This window comes from Pseudarthrobacter enclensis (assembly GCF_001457025.1).
In the GTDB taxonomy this organism is placed as follows: Bacteria; Actinomycetota; Actinomycetes; order Actinomycetales; family Micrococcaceae; genus Arthrobacter; species Arthrobacter enclensis.
Genome location: NZ_KQ758599.1, coordinates 100,148 through 121,315 on the forward strand (window position 1 = coordinate 100,148; position 21,168 = coordinate 121,315).

The 21,168-nt window shown below is 66.6% G+C and carries 21 protein-coding genes; 19 read left to right on the forward strand and 2 right to left on the reverse strand.

Annotated elements, in window-relative coordinates:
• Positions 1-66: 66 nt before the first annotated feature.
• The 5 genes from AS031_RS00425 (at position 67) to AS031_RS00445 (ending at position 4,943) form a co-directional block, all read left to right on the forward strand.
• On the forward strand, positions 67-1,596 hold the full coding sequence (locus AS031_RS00425; protein WP_058266189.1) for an extracellular solute-binding protein: 1,530 nt from the start codon (positions 67-69) through the stop codon (positions 1,594-1,596).
• On the forward strand, positions 1,597-2,574 hold the full coding sequence (locus AS031_RS00430; RefSeq protein ID WP_058266190.1) for an ABC transporter permease: 978 nt from the start codon (positions 1,597-1,599) through the stop codon (positions 2,572-2,574).
• Positions 2,574-3,446, forward strand: coding sequence for a carbohydrate ABC transporter permease (locus tag AS031_RS00435; protein WP_058266191.1), 873 nt, complete (start codon positions 2,574-2,576; stop codon positions 3,444-3,446). Before AS031_RS00430 ends, AS031_RS00435 begins: the two co-directional genes overlap by 1 nt.
• 93 nt (positions 3,447-3,539) lie before the next feature.
• Positions 3,540-4,253, forward strand: a complete 714-nt coding sequence (locus AS031_RS00440) for a rhamnogalacturonan acetylesterase (protein ID WP_058266192.1) — start codon at positions 3,540-3,542, stop codon at positions 4,251-4,253.
• A gap of 15 nt (positions 4,254-4,268) precedes the next feature.
• Positions 4,269-4,943 (forward strand): DUF1961 family protein, encoded by a 675-nt coding sequence (locus tag AS031_RS00445; protein ID WP_141688718.1) that lies wholly within the window; start codon positions 4,269-4,271, stop codon positions 4,941-4,943.
• A gap of 7 nt (positions 4,944-4,950) precedes the next feature.
• Here AS031_RS00445 and AS031_RS00450 read toward each other — a convergent pair whose 3' ends face one another.
• Positions 4,951-5,964, reverse strand: coding sequence for a LacI family DNA-binding transcriptional regulator (locus AS031_RS00450; RefSeq protein ID WP_058266194.1), 1,014 nt, complete (start codon positions 5,962-5,964; stop codon positions 4,951-4,953).
• Positions 5,965-6,115: 151 nt separating this feature from the next.
• On the opposite strand from AS031_RS00450, the gene AS031_RS00455 reads away from it, so the two are divergent.
• The 13 genes from AS031_RS00455 to AS031_RS19355 all read left to right on the forward strand — a co-directional run bounded on the left by AS031_RS00455 (position 6,116) and on the right by AS031_RS19355 (position 19,902).
• Positions 6,116-6,457, forward strand: a complete 342-nt coding sequence (locus AS031_RS00455) for an L-rhamnose mutarotase (RefSeq protein WP_058266195.1) — start codon at positions 6,116-6,118, stop codon at positions 6,455-6,457.
• A 72-nt stretch (positions 6,458-6,529) separates the two neighbouring features.
• Positions 6,530-7,696 (forward strand): L-rhamnose isomerase, encoded by a 1,167-nt coding sequence (rhaI, locus tag AS031_RS00460; protein WP_058266196.1) that lies wholly within the window; start codon positions 6,530-6,532, stop codon positions 7,694-7,696.
• A 5-nt stretch (positions 7,697-7,701) separates the two neighbouring features.
• The gene (locus AS031_RS00465) at positions 7,702-9,735 is read left to right on the forward strand and encodes a bifunctional aldolase/short-chain dehydrogenase (RefSeq protein ID WP_169793856.1); all 2,034 of its coding nucleotides are present in this window, start codon (positions 7,702-7,704) and stop codon (positions 9,733-9,735) included.
• Positions 9,732-11,228 carry a rhamnulokinase gene (locus AS031_RS00470; protein WP_058266198.1) on the forward strand — a complete coding sequence of 499 codons (1,497 nt, stop codon included), beginning with the start codon at positions 9,732-9,734 and terminating at the stop codon, positions 11,226-11,228. The genes AS031_RS00465 and AS031_RS00470 overlap by 4 nt, the downstream gene beginning before the upstream one ends.
• A 4-nt stretch (positions 11,229-11,232) precedes the next feature.
• Positions 11,233-12,036 (forward strand): (Fe-S)-binding protein, encoded by an 804-nt coding sequence (locus AS031_RS00475; RefSeq protein ID WP_058266199.1) that lies wholly within the window; start codon positions 11,233-11,235, stop codon positions 12,034-12,036.
• Complete coding sequence (locus AS031_RS00480; protein ID WP_058266200.1) at positions 12,036-13,508, forward strand: LutB/LldF family L-lactate oxidation iron-sulfur protein; 1,473 nt, start codon at positions 12,036-12,038, stop codon at positions 13,506-13,508. Before AS031_RS00475 ends, AS031_RS00480 begins: the two co-directional genes overlap by 1 nt.
• Positions 13,505-14,134 (forward strand): LutC/YkgG family protein, encoded by a 630-nt coding sequence (locus AS031_RS00485; protein ID WP_176716486.1) that lies wholly within the window; start codon positions 13,505-13,507, stop codon positions 14,132-14,134. The genes AS031_RS00480 and AS031_RS00485 overlap by 4 nt, the downstream gene beginning before the upstream one ends.
• Positions 14,135-14,242: 108 nt before the next feature.
• Positions 14,243-15,547: an MFS transporter gene (locus tag AS031_RS00490; RefSeq protein ID WP_058266201.1), complete on the forward strand. Its 1,305-nt coding sequence runs from the start codon at positions 14,243-14,245 to the stop codon at positions 15,545-15,547.
• Positions 15,548-15,556: 9 nt separating this feature from the next.
• Complete coding sequence (locus AS031_RS00495; RefSeq protein ID WP_058266202.1) at positions 15,557-16,561, forward strand: acetylxylan esterase; 1,005 nt, start codon at positions 15,557-15,559, stop codon at positions 16,559-16,561.
• Between the two features lie 51 nt (positions 16,562-16,612).
• Entirely contained in the window at positions 16,613-17,935 is a 1,323-nt protein-coding gene (locus tag AS031_RS00500) for a glycoside-pentoside-hexuronide (GPH):cation symporter (protein ID WP_058266203.1), read from the forward strand.
• A 231-nt stretch (positions 17,936-18,166) separates the two neighbouring features.
• A complete protein-coding gene (locus AS031_RS00505) occupies positions 18,167-19,267 on the forward strand; it encodes a 3-deoxy-7-phosphoheptulonate synthase (protein ID WP_058266204.1) in 1,101 nt (366 codons plus the stop codon).
• Positions 19,268-19,439: 172 nt separating this feature from the next.
• On the forward strand, positions 19,440-19,652 hold the full coding sequence (locus AS031_RS00510) for a helix-turn-helix domain-containing protein (RefSeq protein WP_058266205.1): 213 nt from the start codon (positions 19,440-19,442) through the stop codon (positions 19,650-19,652).
• 151 nt (positions 19,653-19,803) lie between these two features.
• Positions 19,804-19,902 (forward strand): 30S ribosomal protein bS22, encoded by a 99-nt coding sequence (locus AS031_RS19355; RefSeq protein WP_003792170.1) that lies wholly within the window; start codon positions 19,804-19,806, stop codon positions 19,900-19,902.
• An 82-nt stretch (positions 19,903-19,984) separates the two neighbouring features.
• Here the strand turns inward: AS031_RS19355 and AS031_RS00515 are convergent, their stop codons facing one another.
• Positions 19,985-20,803, reverse strand: a complete 819-nt coding sequence (locus AS031_RS00515) for an HAD family hydrolase (RefSeq protein WP_058266206.1) — start codon at positions 20,801-20,803, stop codon at positions 19,985-19,987.
• 77 nt (positions 20,804-20,880) lie between these two features.
• Between AS031_RS00515 and AS031_RS00520 the strand changes: the two genes are divergently transcribed.
• Positions 20,881-21,135, forward strand: a complete 255-nt coding sequence (locus AS031_RS00520) for a glutaredoxin family protein (RefSeq protein ID WP_058266207.1) — start codon at positions 20,881-20,883, stop codon at positions 21,133-21,135.
• The last annotated feature ends 33 nt before the right edge of the window (positions 21,136-21,168 follow it).

Below are 21,168 nucleotides of genomic sequence, written 5' to 3' on the forward strand. Positions count from 1 at the left end.
AATGAAACGTATCAACCAAACTTCAGCCTGCAATCGCAACCCCGAAGAAGTGGAAAAGGAAAAGCCATGATCCGTAGGAAACTGTCCCTGGCGGCCGCCGTCGTCACCGTCTCAGCCTTGACGCTCACCGCCTGCAGCGGCAGCGAGGAACCAGCGGCGGACCTCACCAGCGTGTCCATCATGGCCCCGTTCCTCGAGGCGCAACCGCCCAGTGCGGACGGCGCGGTGCAGAAAAAGCTGGAGGAGCTCACCGGCAAGGACGTCAACATCACGTGGACGCCCAACTCCTCCTACGAGGACAAGACCAACATCACCCTGGCCGGGTCCGACATTCCCCAGATCATGGTCATCCAGGGCAAGACCCCGGGCTTCGTGAAGAACGCCGAAGCAGGCGCCTTCTGGGACCTGACCGACAAGCTCGACAAGTACCCCAACCTCAAGACCACCTTCCCGGAAATCCAGGAGAACGCCAGCATCAACGGCAAGGTCTACGGCGTCTACCGTGGCCGCGCCCCCATGCGCGCCGCCGTCATGTTCCGCCAGGACTGGCTGGACAAGCTGGGCCTGCAGCCGCCCAAGACCACCGAGGACCTGTACAAGGTGGCCAAGGCCTTTACCGAGCAGGACCCGGACGGCAATGGCCAGGACGACACCTGGGGCATCACCATCCCCAAGTGGGGCGCCCTGGGCACCAACAGCCCCTATGACCTGATCGAGGAATGGTACGGAGCCGGCAACCGGTGGACCGAGAAGGACGGCAAGCTGATCCCCAGCTTCGAAACCGAGGAGTTCCTCGAAGCCAACCGGTTCGTCAAGAAGATGGTGGACGAGAAGCTCATCAACCCGGACTTTGCCACGTTCGACGGCACCAAGTGGAACGAGCCCTTCTTCAATGGCAAGGGCGGCATCATCGTGGACGTCGACTCCCGCGTGAGCGTCCTGATCAACCTCTTCAAGCAGGCCGACCCCGCCAACTTCGAAAACAAGGTGGGATTCGTCGGCAACCTCGTGGGTCCGGACGGTGAACTCCACGCCCACCCCACTGACGGCTACTCCGGCTTCCTGGCCATCCCCAAGGCCAAGGTCCGCACTGAGGCCGAGCTGGACAAGGTGCTCGAGTTCCTCAACACCATGAACGGCAAGGACGTGGCCACCCTCCTGAACAACGGCATCGAAGGGGTCAACTTCACCGTGGAGGACGGCAAGGCCGCCACCATCAAGCCCGAAACCCCGGAGGGCAAGGCGGTCAGCACCGACATCAAGAGCTACGCGCAGCTCGGCATGAATGTGGCCGGCAACAACTTCTACCCGGTCAAGCAGGCCAGCGACTACGAACAGCAGGTCTTCGACAAGCGCACCGAAGTCATGGCAGAGGACCTCAAGAGCGCCGTGTACAACCCGGCCGCACCCTACGTGTCCGCCACCTACGTGGCCAAGGGCGCCCAGCTGGACAACATCGTGGCCGACGCCCGGATCAAGTACCTCGCGGGCCAGATCGACGAGCAGGGCCTGAAGGACGCCATCAAGCTGTGGGACACCAGCGGCGGCAACAAGGTCAAGGAAGAGATCAACAAGCTGTGGCAGGACAACAAGTAAATGGCAGCCCCTGTCGTCGAGGCTGAGGCCTCGGGGCGGGCGGCCACCCGGCCGCCCGCCCGGGAACGGAAGAACGGCAGGTTCTCCGTCCACTTTGCGCACTACAAGTGGCTCTACCTGCTCCTGCTGCCGGGTGTGCTGTACTTCGCGGTGTTCCGTTACGGTCCCATGTACGGGGTCAGCATCGCCTTCAAGGACTACGTCCCCTTCCTGGGCGTCAACGGCAGCCAGTGGGTAGGCACCCAACACTTCGAGGACTTCTTCTCCAACCCGGATTTCCCCAGGCTGCTGGGCAACACGCTGATCCTGGCGTTCCTGAACCTGGGGATCGCCTTTCCGCTGACCATCGTGCTGGCCCTGCTGCTGAACGAGGTGCGGCTCTCCATCCTCAAGCGCACCGTCCAGACACTGGTGTACATTCCCCACTTCCTGTCCTGGACCATCGTGGCCTCGCTCAGCTTCCTGCTGTTCGCCCTGGACATCGGGCCGCTGTTCCAGTTCCTGAACGGCGTGATGGGCACCAACATCGACTTCCTGTCCGATCCCGCCTGGTTCCGTCCGCTGATCGTGCTGCAGGAAATCTGGAAGAACACCGGCTGGGGGACCATCATCTTCCTGGCCGCACTGGCCACGGTGGACCAGGACCAGTACGAAGCCGCCATCATCGACGGCGCCGGCCGGTTCCGCAGGGTCTGGCACATCACCCTCCCCGGGATCCGGTCCACGATCATCGTGATGCTGATCCTGGCCATCGGCCAGATGCTCAACACCGGGTTCGAGCAGATCTACCTGATGACCAACGCCCTCAACCGGGACGTGGCCGACGTCTTCGACACCTACGTCTACTTCGTGGGCATCACCCAGGGCGCCTACTCCTACTCCACCGCGGTGGGCCTGTTCAAATCCCTGGTGGGCCTGGTGCTGATCTTCGGCACCAACTGGCTGGCCAAGCGGTTCAACCAGAGCGGACTGTTCTAATGAAGATCCACAACACCACCGGCGGCCGGATCTTCGACGCCGCCAACTACGTGTTCCTGGCCCTGATCGGCATCGTCACGCTGCTGCCGTTCGTCTACGTCTTCGCCGGGTCCTTCGCCACCGAAGCGGAAATCACCCGGCGCGCGTTCTTCGTCTGGCCCGAACAGTTCACCCTGGGCTCCTACGAGTACATCTTCTCCACGCCGGCGTTCACCCGGGCACTTATCACCACCATCCTGGTGACGGCGGTCGGCACCCTGGTCCAGCTGGCGTTCACCGTGACCATGGCCTACCCGCTGGCCAAGAAAATGCTGCGCGGACGCAAGCTCATCCTGTCCCTGGTGGTCTTTGCCATGGTGTTCTCCGGCGGCATGATCCCCACCTTCCTGCTGGTCAAGGACCTGGGCCTGCTCAACTCCTACTGGGCGCTGATCCTGCCGGCGGCCATCAACCCGTTCAGCCTGATCATCATCAAGAACTTCTTCCAGGAACTCCCGGCGGAACTGGAGGAATCGGCCAAGATGGACGGCGCCACGGAGATCGGGATCCTCTGGCGGATCCTGCTGCCGCTGTCCAAGCCCGTCCTGGCCACGTTCGCCCTGTTCTACGCCGTGGGCATCTGGAACGACTTCATGTCACCCCTGCTCTACCTCAGCGACAACTCCAGGTGGACGCTGCAGATGTACCTGCGGCAGGTCACTGCGGCCTCGGACCTGCTGGGAACCGGCAACGTGGACCCCAACTACATCCCGCCGGAACAGGGCATCAAGTTCGCCGTGATCGTGGTCGCTACGCTGCCCATCCTGGTGTTCTACCCGTTCCTGCAGAAGCACTTCGCCAAAGGCATGCTCATCGGCTCCGTCAAGGGCTGACCACCCCAGTTGCTCTATCACTTTTGGTCCCTAAAACCGGGTTTTAGGGACCAAAAGTGATAGGGCAACGGGATTACTTACAGAAAGAAGACCATGAAAATCCTGCTCGCCGGCGACTCCACGGTCGCCACCTGCCCCACCCATGAATACCCCATGAGCGGGTGGGGGGCGCAGTTGCCGCCGCTCGTCTACTCCCGGGCATCGGTCCACAACTTCGCCAAGGGCGGGGCCAGCACGGAGTCCTTCCGCGACGAGGGGCTGTGGGCGGCGCTGCTTGCGGAGGCTTCTGAAAATGACACGGTCCTGATCCAGTTCGGCCACAACGACCAGAAGAAGCAGCACCTGGCGGCGCGGACCGGCTACGCCGCCAACCTGCGCACCATGGTGGGGGAGGTCCGGGACCGGGGCGCGGCTCCGGTGCTCTGCACCCCGGTGGAGCGGCGGCACTTCGTGGCCGGGCCGCCGTCGTCCGTCCGCGGCGGGCGGCTTGAGGACAGCCTGGAGGACTATCCCGAGGTGGTGCGGGAAATTGCGCTGGAACTGGCGGTCCCGCTCATCGACCTCAACGCGTGGACCCGGGAGCTGTACCTCCGCCGCGGCCGTGACGGGTCGGAGGCCCTGTTCTGCCACTTCGCGCCGGGGGAGCACGCCTACTGGCCGGACGGGCTGGCGGACAACACCCACTTCTCGCAGGACGGCGCCGCCACGGTGGCTGCGTTCGTGGCCGGGCAGTTGTCCGGCCTCGGCCTGCCGGGACCTGCGCCGGAAGGTGCCGCCCTTACAGGTACGACGGCGGGACGCGCCTAAGTGGGGAACGCCGGCTTGGAAACCACAACAGAGGGCACGGCAGTGCTGTACAGCAACCCGCTGGGCGGACCCGCGGATGTGGCGGACTGGGTGGCGGAAGGTCCCCTGGCGCTGGGGACCCATGAAGGAGCGCTGGAACTGTCCGGCGCGCTGGACGACGCCGAGCACGGCGACCACGCGCACTGGACGTTCTGGTGTCCCGTTGAACTGCCCGACGGGATCCGCATCAGCTGGGAGTTCCGGCCGCTGGCGGAACCAGGCCTGGCCATGCTGTTCTTTGCTGCGGGCGGCCACCATGGCCTGGACCTGTTCAGCCCGGACCTTGCCCCGCGGACCGGCTACTACCCGCAGTACCACTCGGGGGACATCGACGCCCTGCACGTCTCCTACTTCCGGCACAAGTACGAGTCCGAGCGGGCCTTCCGGACCTGCAACCTGCGCAAGAGCGCCGGCTTCGAGCTGGTGGCGCAGGGTGCTGACCCGCTGCCGCCCACGGAAGACGCGGTGGACTTCTACCGCCTGGTGGTGGACAAGGACGGCCCGAGGGTGTCCTTTGCCATCAACGGCCTGACCCTGTTCGAGTGGACAGACTCCTCGGACAAGGTCCTGGGCGGCGGCCGGATCGGATTCCGGCAGATGGCGCCGCTCCGGGCGGCCTACCGGAACCTCGTGGTGGAGAAGCTGCCCTGAGGCGGTCCTAGGCCTTGCCGGTGCTCTGCCGGACCACCAGCTCCGGCGTGAACACCACGGCGCGGTGGACCGGGTTCTGCGACTCCACCTCTTCGGTGAGGAGTTCGATGGCGGTCCGGCCCAGGGCCTCGGTGGGCTGCCGGATGGAGGAGAGCGGCACCACGGCGGACACGGCGAAGTCGATGTCGTCATAGCCGATCAGTGCCACGTCCTCCGGGATGCGGAACGTATGGGTCATGGTCAGGGACTGCATGACGCCGAGGGCCAGGAGGTCGTTGGCGCAGAAGATGCCGTCCGGCAGTTCATCCCGGCCGCGTTCCACCAGCATGTTGCCCACGCTGCGGCCCGCCAGCACGGTCATTCCCTCCGAGGCCAGCACCTCCAGCGTGGCGCCGGCCTCCTCCTTGACCGCACGCTGCGCACCCTGCAGGCGGTCCGAAACCTGGCGGATCGACGTCGGGCCGCCAACGAAGGCGAGGCGGCGGCGGCCGGTGTCCAGCAGGTGCCGGGCGGCAAGGTACCCGCCGGCGTCGTCATCCACGGAAACGGAACTGAATTTCGACTCGTCGGCCAGCCGGTCCACCAGGACGGTGGGCACGCCGCGCTCGCGGAGGAGATCCAGGCGTTCGGTGACGTCTCCAACGGGGGAGATCAGGAGGCCCTGCACCCGCTGTTCCTGGAACAGGTCGATGTAGTTGGCCTCGCGGCCGGCGTCGTGTCCGCTGTCGCCCAGGAGGACGGCACTGCCGTGGAGGCCGGCGGCGTCCTCGGCTGCCCGGACCACGGAGGTGAAGAACGGGTTCCCCACGTCCAGGACGATCAGTCCAACGGTGCGGCTGTGGCCGGCGCGGAGCTGGCGGGCCGCGTCATTGCGGACAAACCCCAGTTCATCGATGGCCTTCAGGACGCGTTCCTTGGTGCGCTGGGACACCCGGTCCGGGTAGTTCAGCACGTTGGAGACGGTGCCTACGGCAACGCTGGCGTGGTTGGCAACATCCTTGATACTGGCTGTGCGGTTCATGATTCTCCGAGCTGCTGGTCCTGGTGCCGGCGGTCCAGCCTACCGATTGCCCGGAGGGACTGGAAATGCTTGACACCCACTCAGGTTCAAGAGTACTTTGAATCGTACCAATGAAACGATTCAAATATTCGCGAGTTCAGGAGAGTTCCAGATGAGGGTGTGCTTCCGCTCCTCGATCCAGCCGGCGCTGATCGACGAATACAAGCGGCGCCATGCCGCCGTCTGGCCGGAGATGCTCCGCGCACTCAAGGACGCGGGCTGGAACAACTACTCCCTTTTCCTTGCCGGCGACGGGCTCCTGGTGGGCTACGTCGAGTGCGACGACTTTGACGCGGTGCGTGCCCGCATGGCGCTGACCGACGTCAACGCGCGCTGGCAGGCCGAAATGGCCACGCTCTTTGAAAACACCGGCCAGGCACCCGACGAGGGGTTCCAGGTCCTCGAGGAAGTCTTCAACCTTGACGGGCAGCTGGCAGCCGCAGGCTCCCACTGACCACTGCAGTACCGGCTCCTGCAGCGGGGCCCACCACAGACCAACAGCACAACAACACCGGAAAGAACCATCATGAATGACGTAGCAACGGCGCTGGGCAGGCTCGGAGAGCTTGCCATCGAGGTCCCCTCATGGGCCTATGGCAATTCAGGCACGCGGTTCAAGGTGTTCGGCACGCCCGGCACGCCGCGCACGGTCCAGGAAAAGCTGGCCGACGCCGCGAAGGTCCACGAACTGACCGGGCTGGCGCCCACCGTGGCGCTGCACATCCCGTGGGACAAGGTGGATGACTACGCCGCGCTCAAGGAGTATGCGGCCGGACTCGGTGTTGGCCTGGGCACCATCAACTCCAACACCTTCCAGGATGACGAGTACAAGTTCGGCTCACTGACCTCCTCCAACGAGGCGGTCCGCCGCCGCGCCATCGACCACCACCTGGACTGCATCGACATCATGCACGCCACCGGCTCGCGTGACCTGAAGATCTGGCTGGCGGACGGCACGAACTACCCCGGACAGGACGATCTGCGCGGACGGCAGGACCGGCTGGCCGAGTCCCTGCAGGAAATTTACGCCGCCCTGGGCGATGAGCAGCGCCTGGTGCTGGAGTACAAGTTCTTCGAACCGGCGTTCTACCACACCGATGTTCCGGACTGGGGCACCTCCTACGCCCAGACCCTCGCCCTCGGCGAGAAGGCATTCGTCTGCCTGGACACCGGCCACCACGCGCCCGGTACCAACATCGAGTTCATCGTGATGCAGCTGCTGCGCCTGGGCAAGCTGGGATCCTTCGACTTCAACTCCCGCTTCTACGCCGACGACGACCTCATTGTGGGTGCCGCCGATCCGTTCCAGCTCTTCCGCATCATGCACGAAGTGATCCGCGGCGGCGGCTTCGGCAAGGACTCCGGCGTGGCGCTCATGCTGGACCAGTGCCACAACCTGGAAGAGAAGATCCCCGGCCAGATCCGTTCGGTGCTGAACGTCCAGGAAATGACGGCCCGCGCCCTGCTGGTGGATACCGCAGCGCTGAACGAGGCCCAGCGCGCAGGTGACGTCCTGGCCGCCAACGCCATCTTCAACGACGCCTTCTACACGGACGTGCGGCCGGCCCTGGCCGACTGGCGCGAATCCCGCGGCCTGCCCGCCGACCCGATCGCTGCCTACAAGGCCAGCGGCTACCAGAAACAGATCAACGAGGACCGCGTGGGCGGCCAGCAAGCCGGATGGGGCGCATAAAGAGCATGAACAAGACCGTTGAAGACCTGATTGCCCGTTCCAACCGCCTGGGCGCGGACAAGCGGAACACCAATTACGCCGGCGGCAACACCTCCGCCAAGGGCACCGAAAAGGATCCCGTTACCGGCGAGGACGTCCAGCTGCTCTGGGTCAAGGGCTCGGGCGGGGACCTGGGCACCCTGAAGGAGCAGAACCTTGCGGTGCTGCGCCTGGACCGGCTGAACGCGCTGAAGAACGTCTACCCCGGCGTCGAGCGTGAGGACGAGATGGTGGCCGCCTTCGATTACTGCCTGCACGGCAAGGGCGGCGCAGCACCGTCGATCGACACGGCCATGCATGGCCTGGTGGACGCAGCGCACGTGGACCACCTGCACCCGGACTCCGGCATCGCGATCGCGACGGCGGTTGACGGCGAGGCGCTGACCACCAAGATCTTCGGTGACAAGGTGGTGTGGGTTCCGTGGCGCCGTCCCGGCTTCCAGCTGGGCATGGACATCGCTGCGATCAAGGACGCCAACCCGCAGGCCGTCGGCACCATCCTGGGCGGGCACGGCATCACCGCCTGGGGCGCCACCAGCGAGGAAGCAGAGCAGAACTCGCTGTGGATCATCGACCAGGCCGAACAGTACATCGCCGAGAACGGCAAGGCCGAACCTTTTGGCGCCAAGCTCCCCGGCTACGGAGCCCTGCCCGAAGCGGAGCGCCGTGCCAAGGCCGCCGCGCTGGCACCGGTGATCCGCGGCCTGGCCTCCACGGACAAGCCGCAGCTGGGGCACTTCAGCGATGACGCCGTCGTCCTGGACTTCCTCGAAGCCGCCGAGCACCCTCGCCTGGGCGCCCTGGGCACGTCCTGCCCGGACCACTTCCTGCGCACCAAGGTCAAGCCGCTGATCCTGGACCTGCCGGCCGACGCCTCCATCGAGGACTCGATCTCACGGCTGACAGAACTCCACACTGCCTACCGCGAGGACTACCAGGCGTACTACGACCGGCACAAGGACGCGGACAGCCCGGCGCTGCGCGGCGCGGACCCGGCGATTGTGCTGGTCCCCGGCGTGGGCATGTTCTCCTTCGGCGCGAACAAGCAGACCGCCCGGGTGGCCGGCGAGTTCTACATCAACGCCATCAACGTGATGCGCGGCGCCGAGGCGATTTCCACGTACGCCCCGATCGAGGAATCCGAGAAGTTCCGGATCGAGTACTGGGCGCTGGAGGAAGCCAAGCTGGCCCGGATGCCCAAGCCCAAGTCGCACGCCACCCGGGTTGCCCTGGTCACCGGTGCCGCGTCCGGCATCGGCAAGGCCATCGCCACCCGCCTGGCCGCCGAAGGCGCCTGCGTGGTCATCGCTGACCTGAACCTCGAGAACGCGCAGAAGGTCGCCGAGGAACTGGGCGGCTCGGACGTCGCCGTTGGCGTCCAGGCCGACGTCACGGACGAGGCCCAGGTCTCGGCCGCGATCGACGCCGCCGTCCTGGCGTTCGGCGGCGTGGACCTGGTGGTCAACAACGCGGGCCTGTCCATCTCCAAGCCGCTGCTGGAAACCACCGAAAAGGACTGGGACCTGCAGCACAACGTCATGGCCAAGGGCTCGTTCCTGGTGGCCAAGGCCGCCGCGAAGGTCATGATCGCCCAGGGCATGGGCGGGGACATCATCTACATCTCCTCCAAGAACTCCGTGTTCGCCGGACCGAACAACATCGCCTACTCCGCCACCAAGGCAGACCAGGCCCATCAGGTCCGGCTGCTCGCCGCCGAACTGGGCGAGCACGGCATCCGCGTCAACGGCATCAACCCCGACGGCGTGGTCCGCGGCTCCGGGATCTTCGCCGGCGGCTGGGGCGCCAAGCGCGCCGCGGTCTACGGCGTGGACGAGGAGAAACTGGGCGAGTACTACGCCCAGCGCACCCTGCTCAAGCGCGAGGTCCTTCCCGAGCACGTGGCCAACGCCGCCGCCGTCCTCACCAGCAACGAACTGTCCCACACCACCGGCCTACACATCCCCGTGGACGCCGGCGTCGCAGCAGCCTTCCTCCGGTGAGCAGGTTGCAACACCATGCCGACGGCGCGGATGCTGCTCCTGCAGTGTTCGCCGCCGTCGACATCGGCGCCTCCTCCGGCCGCGTCATGCTCGGCCGCATCACCCTGCAGGGCGGCGTGCAGCTGGAAACGGTGCACCGCTTCCCCAACGGGGTGGTGGAGATCGACGGCGGCCTCCGCTGGAACTTCGACGCGCTCTTCGCCGAGGTGCTTGAGGGGCTCCGCACGGCCGCCACGGTCGCCGCCGGGCAGGGCGAGACCGTTGCCGGCATCGGCATCGACACCTGGGCCGTCGATTACGGGCTGGTGGACGCCTCCGGGAACCTGGCGGCCCAACCGTTCAGCTACCGGGACGGGCGCAGCAGCGACGCCGTGGAGCCCGTCCACCGTACCCTGGACCCGGAGCGGCTCTACGCCACCACCGGCCTGCAGTTCCTGCAGTTCAACACCATCTACCAGCTGGCCACCGAAGAAGGCCTGGACGGCGTGCAGGCCCTGCTGATCCCGGACCTGATCGCCTTCCTGCTCACCGGTGCCCGGCGGACGGAAGCCACCAACGCCTCCACCACCGGCTTGTTCGACGCGGTGGCGGGGGAGTGGGCCACCGAATTCTTCACCGCACTCGGCCTGCCGGACGGCCTGTTCCCGCCGCTCATCCAGCCGGGTGAGGCCTACGGCACCCTGCTGCCGGCCATCGCCGGCCGGCTGGGCCTGCCCTCCGCCACCCCCGTGGTGGCGGTGGGCTCGCATGACACCGCGTCCGCCGTCGCCGCCGTGCCTGCGGCAGCGGACGACGACGGCGGCTTCGCCTACATCTCCTCCGGCACCTGGTCGCTGGTGGGCCTGGAGCTGAAGCATCCTGTCCTCACCGCGGCCAGCCGGGAAGCGAACTTTACCAACGAACGCGGCGTGGACGGCACCATCCGCTACCTGCGCAACATGGGCGGGCTGTGGCTGCTCAGCGAGTGCCAGCGCACCTGGGCCGCCGAAGGGTTCCGCCCGGAGCTGTCCACCCTGCTCGCCGCGGCCGCAGCGCTGCCCGGCGGCGGACCACAAATTAATGCTGATGATCCCTCCTTCATCGCCCCGGACAACATGCCCGAACGCATCAGGGCGGCGGTCCGCAGCGCCGGCGGAGTGCTGACGGACGATCCCGCCGCCATCACCCGCTGCATCATGGACAGCCTGGCCGCCGGGTACGCCCGGACGCTGGCCGACGCCGAACGCCTGGCGGACCGGTCCGTGGACGTGGTGCACGTCGTAGGCGGCGGATCGCAGAACGCCCTGCTCTGCCAACTGACGGCAAACGCCACGCGGCGCCCGGTCATCGCCGGCCCTGTCGAGGCCACGGCCCTGGGCAACGTGCTGGTGCAGGCCCGCGCCGCGGGAGCCGTGGCGGGCGGCCTTGCGGACCTGCGCGCCATCGTCGCCGCCGGCAGCAGCCTGACGCGCTACGAGCCCGCCGACCTTCCCGTCACCACCTCCCGGAAATGAACCCATGAAAATCGCACTCTTCGCCACCTGCATCGTGGACGGCATGTACCCGCGTGCCGCCCAGGCCACGGTGGCGCTCCTTGAACGGCTGGGCCACGAGGTGGTCTTTCCCAAGGGGCAGGCCTGCTGCGGCCAGATGCACGTCAACAGCGGCTACTTCAAGGAAGCAGTGCCCGTGGTGGCCAACCACGTCCGGGCCTTCGAATCGGAGGACTACGACGTCGCCGTCGCACCGTCCGGATCCTGCGTGGCCTCGGTCAAGCACCAGCACCCCATGGTGGCCCGGCGCGCAGGTCACGCCGGGCTCGAGGAGCGGGCAACCGCCGTCGGGAAGAAAACCTACGAGCTCTCCGAGCTGCTGGTGGACGTCCTGGGCGTCACCGACCCTGCCATACAGCTGGGCTCCTACTTCCCGCACACCGTCACCTACCACCCGTCCTGCCACGGCATGCGGCTGCTCAAGCTCGGCGACCGGCAAGCCGGCCTGCTCCGCGGCGTCAAGGGCCTGGAACTGGTGGACCTTCCCGAAGCCGACCAATGCTGCGGCTTCGGCGGCACGTTCTCCGTCAAGAACGCCGACGTGTCCTCCGCGATGCTGGCGGACAAGACGGCCAACATCCGCAGCACCGGCGCGTCCGTCTGCGCGGGCGGGGACTACTCCTGCCTGATGCACATCGGCGGCGGCCTTTCCCGGCAGGACTCAGGCGTAGCCACGCTGCATCTGGCGGAAATCCTTGCCAGCACCGAAACCGAACCAGCCGCCGTGCCAGGACCTGCCGGACAAACCGTGAAAGTGGTGGTCAAATAATGTCCCGTACCCCGCTAGGCATGCCCGGCCTGCGCCCCGGATCGGGGAACCTCTTCGCCGAAGAGAAGTTCCCCTCCGCCGCCCGCCGCGAACTGGGCAACGCCCAGCTCCGCCGCAACCTCAAGCACGCCACCTCCACCATCCGCACCAAACGGCTCAACGTCACCGGTGAACTCCCGGACTGGGAGGAACTGCGCGAGGCCGGCAGCGCCCTGAAAACCTCAGTCATGGCCCGGCTTCCCGAGCTGCTGGAAGCCTTCGAAGCCAACGTCACCGCCCGCGGCGGCACGGTCCACTGGGCCCGCGACGCCGAGGAAGCCAACAGCATCATCCACGGGCTGGTCAAGGCCGAGGGCGTGGACGAGGTAGTCAAGGTCAAGTCCATGGCCACACAGGAAATCGGCATGAACGAATACCTCGAAGAGCACGGCACCGCCGCCTACGAGACAGACCTCGCCGAACTCATTGTCCAGTTGGACCATGACAAACCCAGCCACATCCTGGTCCCCGCGATCCACAAGAACCGCACCGAAGTCCGGGACATCTTCCTCAAGGAAATGCCCGACGTCGACCCGGACCTCACGGACGAACCGCGCCGACTGGCCATGGCCGCCCGCGCCCACCTGCGGGCCAAGTTCCTCACCGCCAAGGTGGCGATCTCCGGGGCGAACTTCGGCATCGCCGACTCCGGGACGCTGGGAGTGGTGGAATCCGAAGGCAACGGCCGCATGTGCCTGACCCTGCCTGAAACGCTCATCACCGTGATGGGCATCGAGAAGCTGCTGCCCACTTTCGCCGACCTCGAGGTGTTCCTGCAGCTGCTGCCACGCTCCTCCACGGGCGAGCGGATGAACCCGTACACCTCGCTGTGGACCGGCGTCACCGAGGGGGACGGCCCGTCCAACTTCCACGTGGTCCTGCTGGACAACGGGCGCACCAACGCCCTGGCCGACGAGATGGGACGCTCGGCCCTGCACTGCATCCGCTGCAGCGCCTGCATCAACGTCTGCCCGGTCTACGAACGCGCCGGCGGCCACGCCTACGGCTCCACCTACCCGGGACCGATCGGCGCCATCCTCTCGCCGCTGATGACCGGCGTCGAAGCGGAGGAGAATGGTTCCCTGCCGTACGCTTCCTCGCTCTGCGGTGCCTGCTACGACGCCTGCCCGGTGAAGATCAACATCCCGGACATCCTGGTCCACCTGCGCGGCAAGGACGTGGACGCCCACCGCGGCGGAATGCCCACGCAAATGGACGTCGGGCTCAAGGCAGCCTCCTGGGCGCTGTCCGACGGGCGCCGCCTGGGCGCCGTCGAAAAGCTCCTCCCGCTGGGCCGCGCCGCAGCCGGCAAGGACAAGAAAATCAAGAAACTACCCGGCATCGCCGCCGGCTGGACCCAAAGCCGCGACATCCCCGCGCCGCCATCCCAGTCCTTCCGCGACTGGTGGGCCAAGGAGCACAAGGAATCATGAGCACCCGCGACCACATCCTCGCCGCCGTCCGCACCGCGCTCAAGGATGCGCCCGCCGTCCCCGAAGTCCCCCGGGACTATCGCCGTGACGGCGACTTGGCGCAAGGCGCCGTGATCGAGGTCCTGGTGGACCGGCTGGAAGACTACAAGGCCGGCGTCACCGTGGTGGCCGAGGCACAGGTCCCTGACACCATCCAGGGCCTCCTCGCCGACGCCGGAACCTACGTGGTGCCCGCCGGACTAAACCCGGCCTGGTTCGGGTGGGAAACGGACCTTGCGCGGGTGAAGTACGACGGCGGCAGCCACGGCACGCTGTCCGTCACCGCACTCGACGCGACGGACGCCGTCGTCACCGGCAGCGCCGTGACCGTCGCCGAGTCCGGAACCATCATCCTGGACGGCAGCCCCGACCAAGGCCGCCGCGCCATCTCCCTGATCCCGGACCACCACATCTGCGTGGTGCACAGCAGCGACATCGCGCAGATCCTGCCCGAGGCCCTGCGCAGGCTGGACGGCACCCGCCCGCTGACCATGATCAGCGGCCCCAGCGCCACCTCCGACATCGAACTCGAACGCGTCGAAGGCGTCCACGGCCCCCGCCGCCTCGACGTCATCATCACCACCTGACAGCCTCTGGTCCCGGCGCGGTTTGCCCGTCCGCCGGGGAATCTTTGAAACGTATCAATATTCGGCAGTACTGCTCCGCACCAATGGCGCCGCAGAGAAGGAAGCATCATGACCACAACCACCATCGGCGGCTGGAAAGCCACCGTCGCCGTGTCCATGTCCAACTACATCGAGGCGGGCTCCATCATTGCCCTCGCCACCAGCCTGACGCTGTGGCAGGAGTACTTCGGCTTCAGTAACCTGGTGGTGGGGCTGGTCGCGGCCCTGAGCGCCAACGCGTTCGGTGCCGCGATCGGCGCGATGATCGGCGGGCCGCTCGGTGACCGGTACGGCCGCAAATTCATCTACACCTACGACCTCATCCTCTACATGGCCGGGACGGCCCTGGTGATCTTCGCCGTCGCCCCCTGGATGCTCATCCTCGGCGTGATCCTCACCGGCATCGCGGTGGGCGCCGGAGTTCCGGTGGCCTGGACCTACATTGCCGAAGAAGCCCCTTCCGAACACCGCGCGAAGCACGTGGGCACCGCTCAGTTCGCCTGGTCCCTGGCCCCGGCGCTGGTGTTTCTGCTGGCCACGCTCGTCGTTCCGCTGGGGCTGCTGGGGAGCCGCCTGGTGTTCGCCCACCTCTTCGTCGTCGCCTTCATCACCTGGTGGATACGCCGCCGCCTCTCCGAATCCCAGACCTGGAAGAAGGCCAACGAGGAGCGCCGACTGGAAGAGGCTGCCGGCGTCAAGCGCCGCAACTACCGCGAACTGCTCACCAACGCCACCAACCTCAAGGCCATCCTCTTCCTGGTGGGCGTTTACGCCCTCTGGAACCTGGTCGCCGGGCAGATGGGCATTTTCATGCCGCGCGTCTACGAAACCTCCGGCGTGGAATCCGCCTCCGAACAGAACCTCCTCCAGGTGCTTCTCTGGGCGCTGACGGTACTGGCCACCTACTTCGGCTTCATGAAGTACGGCGACCGGGTGGACCGCCGCCTCCTCTATGGCATCGGCGCCGTCCTGGGCATCGCCGCCTGGGTGCTGCTGGTGTTCGTCAATGTCACCACCCCGGTCCTGATCCTGTTCGCTGCCCTGTGGGGCATCTCCGCGGGCATCGGCGCCCAGGCGTTCTACGCCCTGTGGGCCGCCGAAATGTTTGCCACCCGCTACCGGGCCAGCGCCCAGGGTGTGCTGTTCTTCGTGGCCCGCATCGTCGTCGGCCTCCTCAGCTACTGGTTCCCCACGCTCCTGGCCGAGCAGGGCGTGCCGTTCGTGGGCATGATCATGATCGGCGCCCTGGTGGCGGCGTTGCTCATCGGCGTGATCTGGGCGCCGGACACCCGCGGCAAGAGCCTCGAGCAGATCGAAAGCGAACGTTACGGATCCTCCGTACGGCTGCCTGCCGAGAAGCTTCCTGCACCGTAGGATTCAGCCATGCCCCTCTTCGACTTTCCACTGGACCAGCTTCGCCGCTATACCTCCGACGTCACACCTCCTCCTGACCTGTCAGAGTTCTGGGACGCCACCATCGGTGAGGCGCGGGCTTTTTCGCTGGACGCCACCTTCGGGCCGGTCGAGAACTACCTCACGCTCATCGACACGTTCGACGTCACTTTTGCCGGCTACGGAGGGGCGCCCGTCAAGGGTTGGCTGCACCTGCCGGCAACCCGGGAGCCCGGCGCCCGGTTGCCCGTGGTGGTCCAGTACATCGGCTACTCAGGCGGCCGGGGGCTGGTGAATCAGGACACCCGGTGGGCGCAGGCCGGGTATGCGCACTTCATCATGGACACGCGCGGCCAGGGGTATGGGGGAGTGGTGGGCGATACGCCGGACCCGCACCCCTCGGCCGGCGGCGTGGCGCATGCGGGCCTCATGACCAGGGGTATCGGCAGCAGGGAGGACTACTACTACCGGCGCGTCTACGTGGACGCGTTCCGGGCGGTGGAAGCGGCCCAGTCGCATCCCGCCGTCGACCCCGGACGCGTGGTCCTGGCCGGCGTCAGCCAGGGCGGCGGAATCGTGGTGGCCACGGCGGGCCTTGCGGCGGGACGGCTCGACGGCGTCATCGCCGCGCTGCCCGACGTCCCCTTCCTGCAGGACTTTCCGCGCGCCATCGATATCGCCCCGCGCGGCCCATACCCCGAAGTCGCCCAGTTCCTGGCGCGCCACCGGGACCGGTATCCGGCCGTCCTGGACGTCCTCAGGTACTTCGACGGGGTCAACCTGGCCCGCTGGGCCACGGCCCCGGCGCTGTACTCGGTGGCGCAGATGGATGACGTCTGCCCGCCCTCCACCGTTTTCGCCAGCTTCAACGCGTATGGATCCGGCGGGCCGGGCGCCGCCAAGGAGATCGAGGTCTACCGGTTCAACAACCATGAGGGCGGCCAGGAGCACCAGTGGATCAGGCAGCTGCTGTTTCTCCGCGGGATTTTGGGGTAACTTCCTGACCGTGGCCTGAGAAAGCGGTTTCCAGGCGACGGCGAGGGAGACATGAAGAAGCTCAGCAGGCTCAGCGTGGTGGGGTACGGCGCCGGCGACGCCGCCAACAGCATGGTCATCAGCACGGCCAACATGTTCCTGCTGGTGTACTACACGGACGTTGCCGGAATCGCGGCCGCTGCGGCAGGGACCCTCCTGGTGGTGGCCCGGGTGTTCAATGCCTTCACGGACATTGCCGCCGGCCGCATCGTGGACCGGGTGCAATGGACCCGGTGGGGCAAGTTCAGGCCGTTCCTGATGTTCGGGTTCGTTCCGCTGGTGTTGGGCGCCGCCGTGTTCCACGTGCCGGACGCCGCTCCGGACGCCAAGCTGCTCTATGCCTACTGCACCTACGGGCTGGTGTGCCTGGCCTACAGCCTGGTCAACGTCCCGTATGGCTGCCTGGTGGGGGCCATGACGCAGGATCCCCGCGAACGGGCGCGGCTGGCGGGCGCCAGGACCATCGGCGGCCTAGCCACCGGGGCGGTCCTGGGGTTCGTCGTCGCTCCGCTTCTCGGTGCCGGCGGAGACATGCAGCAGATCTTCACCGTGCTCACCATCGCCTTCGCCGGCATCGGGTCGCTGCTGTACCTGTTCACCGGCCTGGCCTGCCGTGAACAGGTGGGCGGGGCCATCCCCAGGATCACGCTGCGGCAAAGCATCAATGCCCTCCGGACCAACTCGCCGCTCCTGGTCCTGTGCGTCAGCTCGGTCCTGTTCGTTACGGGGAACTCGGCAACCGGCGCCGCCCAGTTCTTCTACCTGCGCGATGTGCTCTCCCGGGTCGACCTGTTCCCCGTCATGGCCGCCACCCAGGTGCTCATCACCCTGACGCTCGCCGTCGCCATGCCGCGGCCCGTGGCGAAATGGGGCAAAAAGGCAGTCTTCACCGCCGGATGCCTTCTGGGCGTGGCCGGCGGCGTCGCCGTCTTCGTGGCCCCCGCGGGGCTGCCCTGGCTGGCGGTGGCGGGCATTGTGCTTGCCCAGCTCTCCTCCGCCACGGTGGGCATCCTCACCTGGGCGCTGATCGCGGACACCGTGGAATACGGCGAATGGAAAACCGGCGTCCGGGTACAGGGCATCAACTACGCCCTGCTTGCTGCCACCAGGAAGCTCGGCATGGGCTTCGGCGGAGGGCTCGTGGCCTACGCACTCGCCTGGGGCGCCTACGACGCCGCCCTCCACGAACAGGCCGGTGACGCAGTCCTGGCCATCCGTGCCGCCGCGGGACTGCTGCCCGGCATCCTGGCGCTGGCCGCCGTCGTCGTCATGTCCTGGTACCGGCTCACCGACAGCCGGCACGCCGAACTGGTGGCCGCCCTGCAGTCCCGTTGACGCCATGTGACACGGCCGATTTTGCCGTTCGACCGCCCGGGGCTATGGTCTTCCCATGACTAACCGTTGGTATGCGTATTTTTCGTTGGCTCTGGAGGGGCCCGCGTCTAACTGACACGCATCCAGCATTCCTTCAGAGCCAACAGGGCAGAGACCATTCTCTGCCCTTCGCCGTTTCTCCGGCGGGTTCTGATATCCGGGCCCGCTTCCCATCTGGAACAGGACCCGAACATGAGCACCGCAACAGCAGCCGCCACATCCACCTCGAACCTGCGCGTCAGCGAATTCACCCCGCTGCCCACGCCTTCCGACCTGATCGCGGAACTGCCCCTGGACGCCCAGGCGGCCGCCGTCGTCGAACGCGGACGCGGTGAAGTCCGCGCCATCATGGACGGCGTGGACGACCGCCTGCTGGTGATTGTGGGCCCGTGCTCCATCCATGACCCCAAGGCCGGGCTGGAATACGCCCGCCGGCTGGTCAGCCAGGCCGAGAAGCACAAGGAAGACCTCCTCATCGTCATGCGGACGTACTTCGAAAAGCCGCGCACCACCGTGGGCTGGAAGGGCCTGATCAACGATCCCCGCCTGGACGGCAGCCACGACATGGTGGCCGGACTGCGGACCGCCCGGCACTTCCTGCAGCAGGTCACCGCCCTGGGCCTGCCCACCGCCACCGAATTCCTGGAACCGATCAGCCCGCAATACATGGCCGACCTGATCTCCTGGGGCGCCATCGGCGCGCGCACCACCGAAAGCCAGATCCACCGCCAGCTCGCCTCCGGGCTGTCCATGCCCATCGGGTTCAAGAACGGCACCGACGGCGGCCTGCAGGTTGCCATCGACGCCTGCGGTGCGGCCGCGGCAGCCCAGGCTTTCCTGGGGATCGACGGCGACGGCCGCGCCGCGCTGGTGTCAACCGCCGGCAACCCGGACACCCATGTGATCCTCCGCGGCGGGCGGAAGGGACCCAACTACTCCGCCGCTGACGTTGAAGCTGCCTCCGGCACCATGGCGGGCAAGGGCCTGAACCCCCGCCTGATTGTCGACGCCAGCCATGCCAACAGCGGCAAGAGCCACCACCGGCAGGCCGAGGTGGCCCTGGAAATCGGCGCCCAGCTCGAGGACGGCGGGCCGGCGGCGCAGGCCGTTGCCGGCGTGATGCTGGAGAGCTTCCTGGTGGGCGGCGCCCAGAACCTGGATGTCGCGGAGCACGCGGCCGGGCGTACCGCGCTGGTCTACGGGCAGAGCGTCACCGATGCGTGCATGGAATGGGATGTCACGGTGTCGGTCCTGGAGCAGCTGGCGGCTTCCGCCCGCAAGCGGCGGGGCTGATCCAGGGGGGTACTGGCCGACGAAATAGGGGGACGCAGCTACTTTCACTTCTGCCACAGGAACATCTAGAGTATCTGGATAGGTGGTTGGTGGATGGCTCAGCATCGGAACACCGCATTGGCACGAACCTGGGGTCACTGTTGTCCATCCGTCAGCAAAGGAAAATAGGGAAATGTCCGCAGAACAGAACTTCTCGAACGCGAAGTTCCTGACCGTGGCTGAAGTTGCCGAGGTCATGCGCGTCTCCAAAATGACCGTCTACAGGCTGGTCCACTCAGGCGAAATGCCTGCAGTCCGGTTCGGCCGCTCCTACCGGGTGCCTGAAAGCGCCGTGGACCAGTACCTCAAGGGTGCTGTGGTGGACGGCCACACCGGCACCGCCTAGGGAAGCCTGTCAAAGGCCACTCCCCGGAGGCGGTACCCTGTTAAGGAACGTTTTACGTCATTGTAAGAATCTGTCAGTTGTTCAGTTCGTAGCTTTGTCCGCGGACCTTTTCCATCAGACAGGTACTGCATCTAGTTTGTAAGGAACTTTCGTGGGTTCAGTTATTAAGAAGCGTCGCAAGCGTATGGCCAAGAAGAAGCACCGCAAGCTGCTTCGCAAGACCCGTCACCAGCGCCGCAACAAGAAGTAGAAATACTTCCAACAGCGTGAAAATGCCCGCCGCCTTCCGAGGCGGCGGGCATTTCTGTGTCCTGGGGGGAGCCGCCCGGAACCTATGCCCGGGGGCCGCGGATGCGGGCGAAGCCTTTCCAGAGCCCGTAGACGGCGCCGCCCATGGTGGCTGCCTTGAGGCCGAAGGTCGCCGCCCGGCGCCCGGCCCGGAAGTCGTAGACCGGCCAGTTGTGGTCGCGGGCGTGGCGTCGCAGCCTTGCGTCCGGGTTGATGGCCACGGGATGGCCCACCAGGGACAGCAGCGGAATGTCGTTGTAGGAATCGCTGTAGGCCCAGCAGCGCTTGAGGTCCAGGCCTTCCTGGTCCGCGATGCCCTGCACCGCGACCGCCTTGGCCGAGCCGTGCAGGATGTCTCCCACCAGGCGTCCGGTGTACATGCCGTCCGATACCTCGCCCACGGTGCCCAGTGCCCCGGTCAGGCCCAGCCTGGTGGAAATCACCGTGGCCACCTCAATGGGGGTGGCGGTGACCAGCCACACGCGGCGTCCCACCCTGAGGTGCTGCTCGGCGAGGGCCTTCGCCCCGGGCCAGATCCGCGAGGCGATCATCTCGTCGTAGACTTCCTCGCCCAGCGCCTTGATGTCATCAACGGTAATGCCGGCCGCGAGGGTGAGTGCGGAGTCACGGACGGCATGGACGTCGTCGATGTTCTCGCCGCGGGCCATGAACTTGAACTGCTTCCAGGCAAATCCGGCCGCCTGGGGCAGGGTGAACGCGCCGCGCTGGTGCATCTTCCGGGCAACATGGAACAGGCTGGCACCGCGCATCAGGGTGTTGTCCACGTCGAAGAACGCCGCCTCGCCCGGCTGCAGCGGAGCAACCGGCCGGGTCACAACGGCGACGTATTTCTCCTCGGGCATGGACTTGAGTCTAGTCAATCCGCCGGGTTGACGCCGTCGGCGTGCCGGGGCGTGCAGAACGGCGCTACCGTTAAAGCATGGCCACACCCCGCGTCGTCCTGCTCACCAAAGCGAACTGCCACCTGTGCGAAGAGGCGCGCGCCGCCGTCGGACGTGTCACTGCCGCCCTGGGCCTTGGCTGGAGCGAGGAGCTGGTGGACAACCAGCCTGACCTGCGCGAACGCTACGCCGAGGAGATCCCCGTGGTCCTGGTGGATGGTGTCCAGCGCGACTTCTGGAAGATCGACGAAGCCCGGCTGGAGCGCGTTCTCCAGCGCGCCATGGCCCAATAGCGGACGGCCCGCAGGGACGGAGCCCGCTTTGTT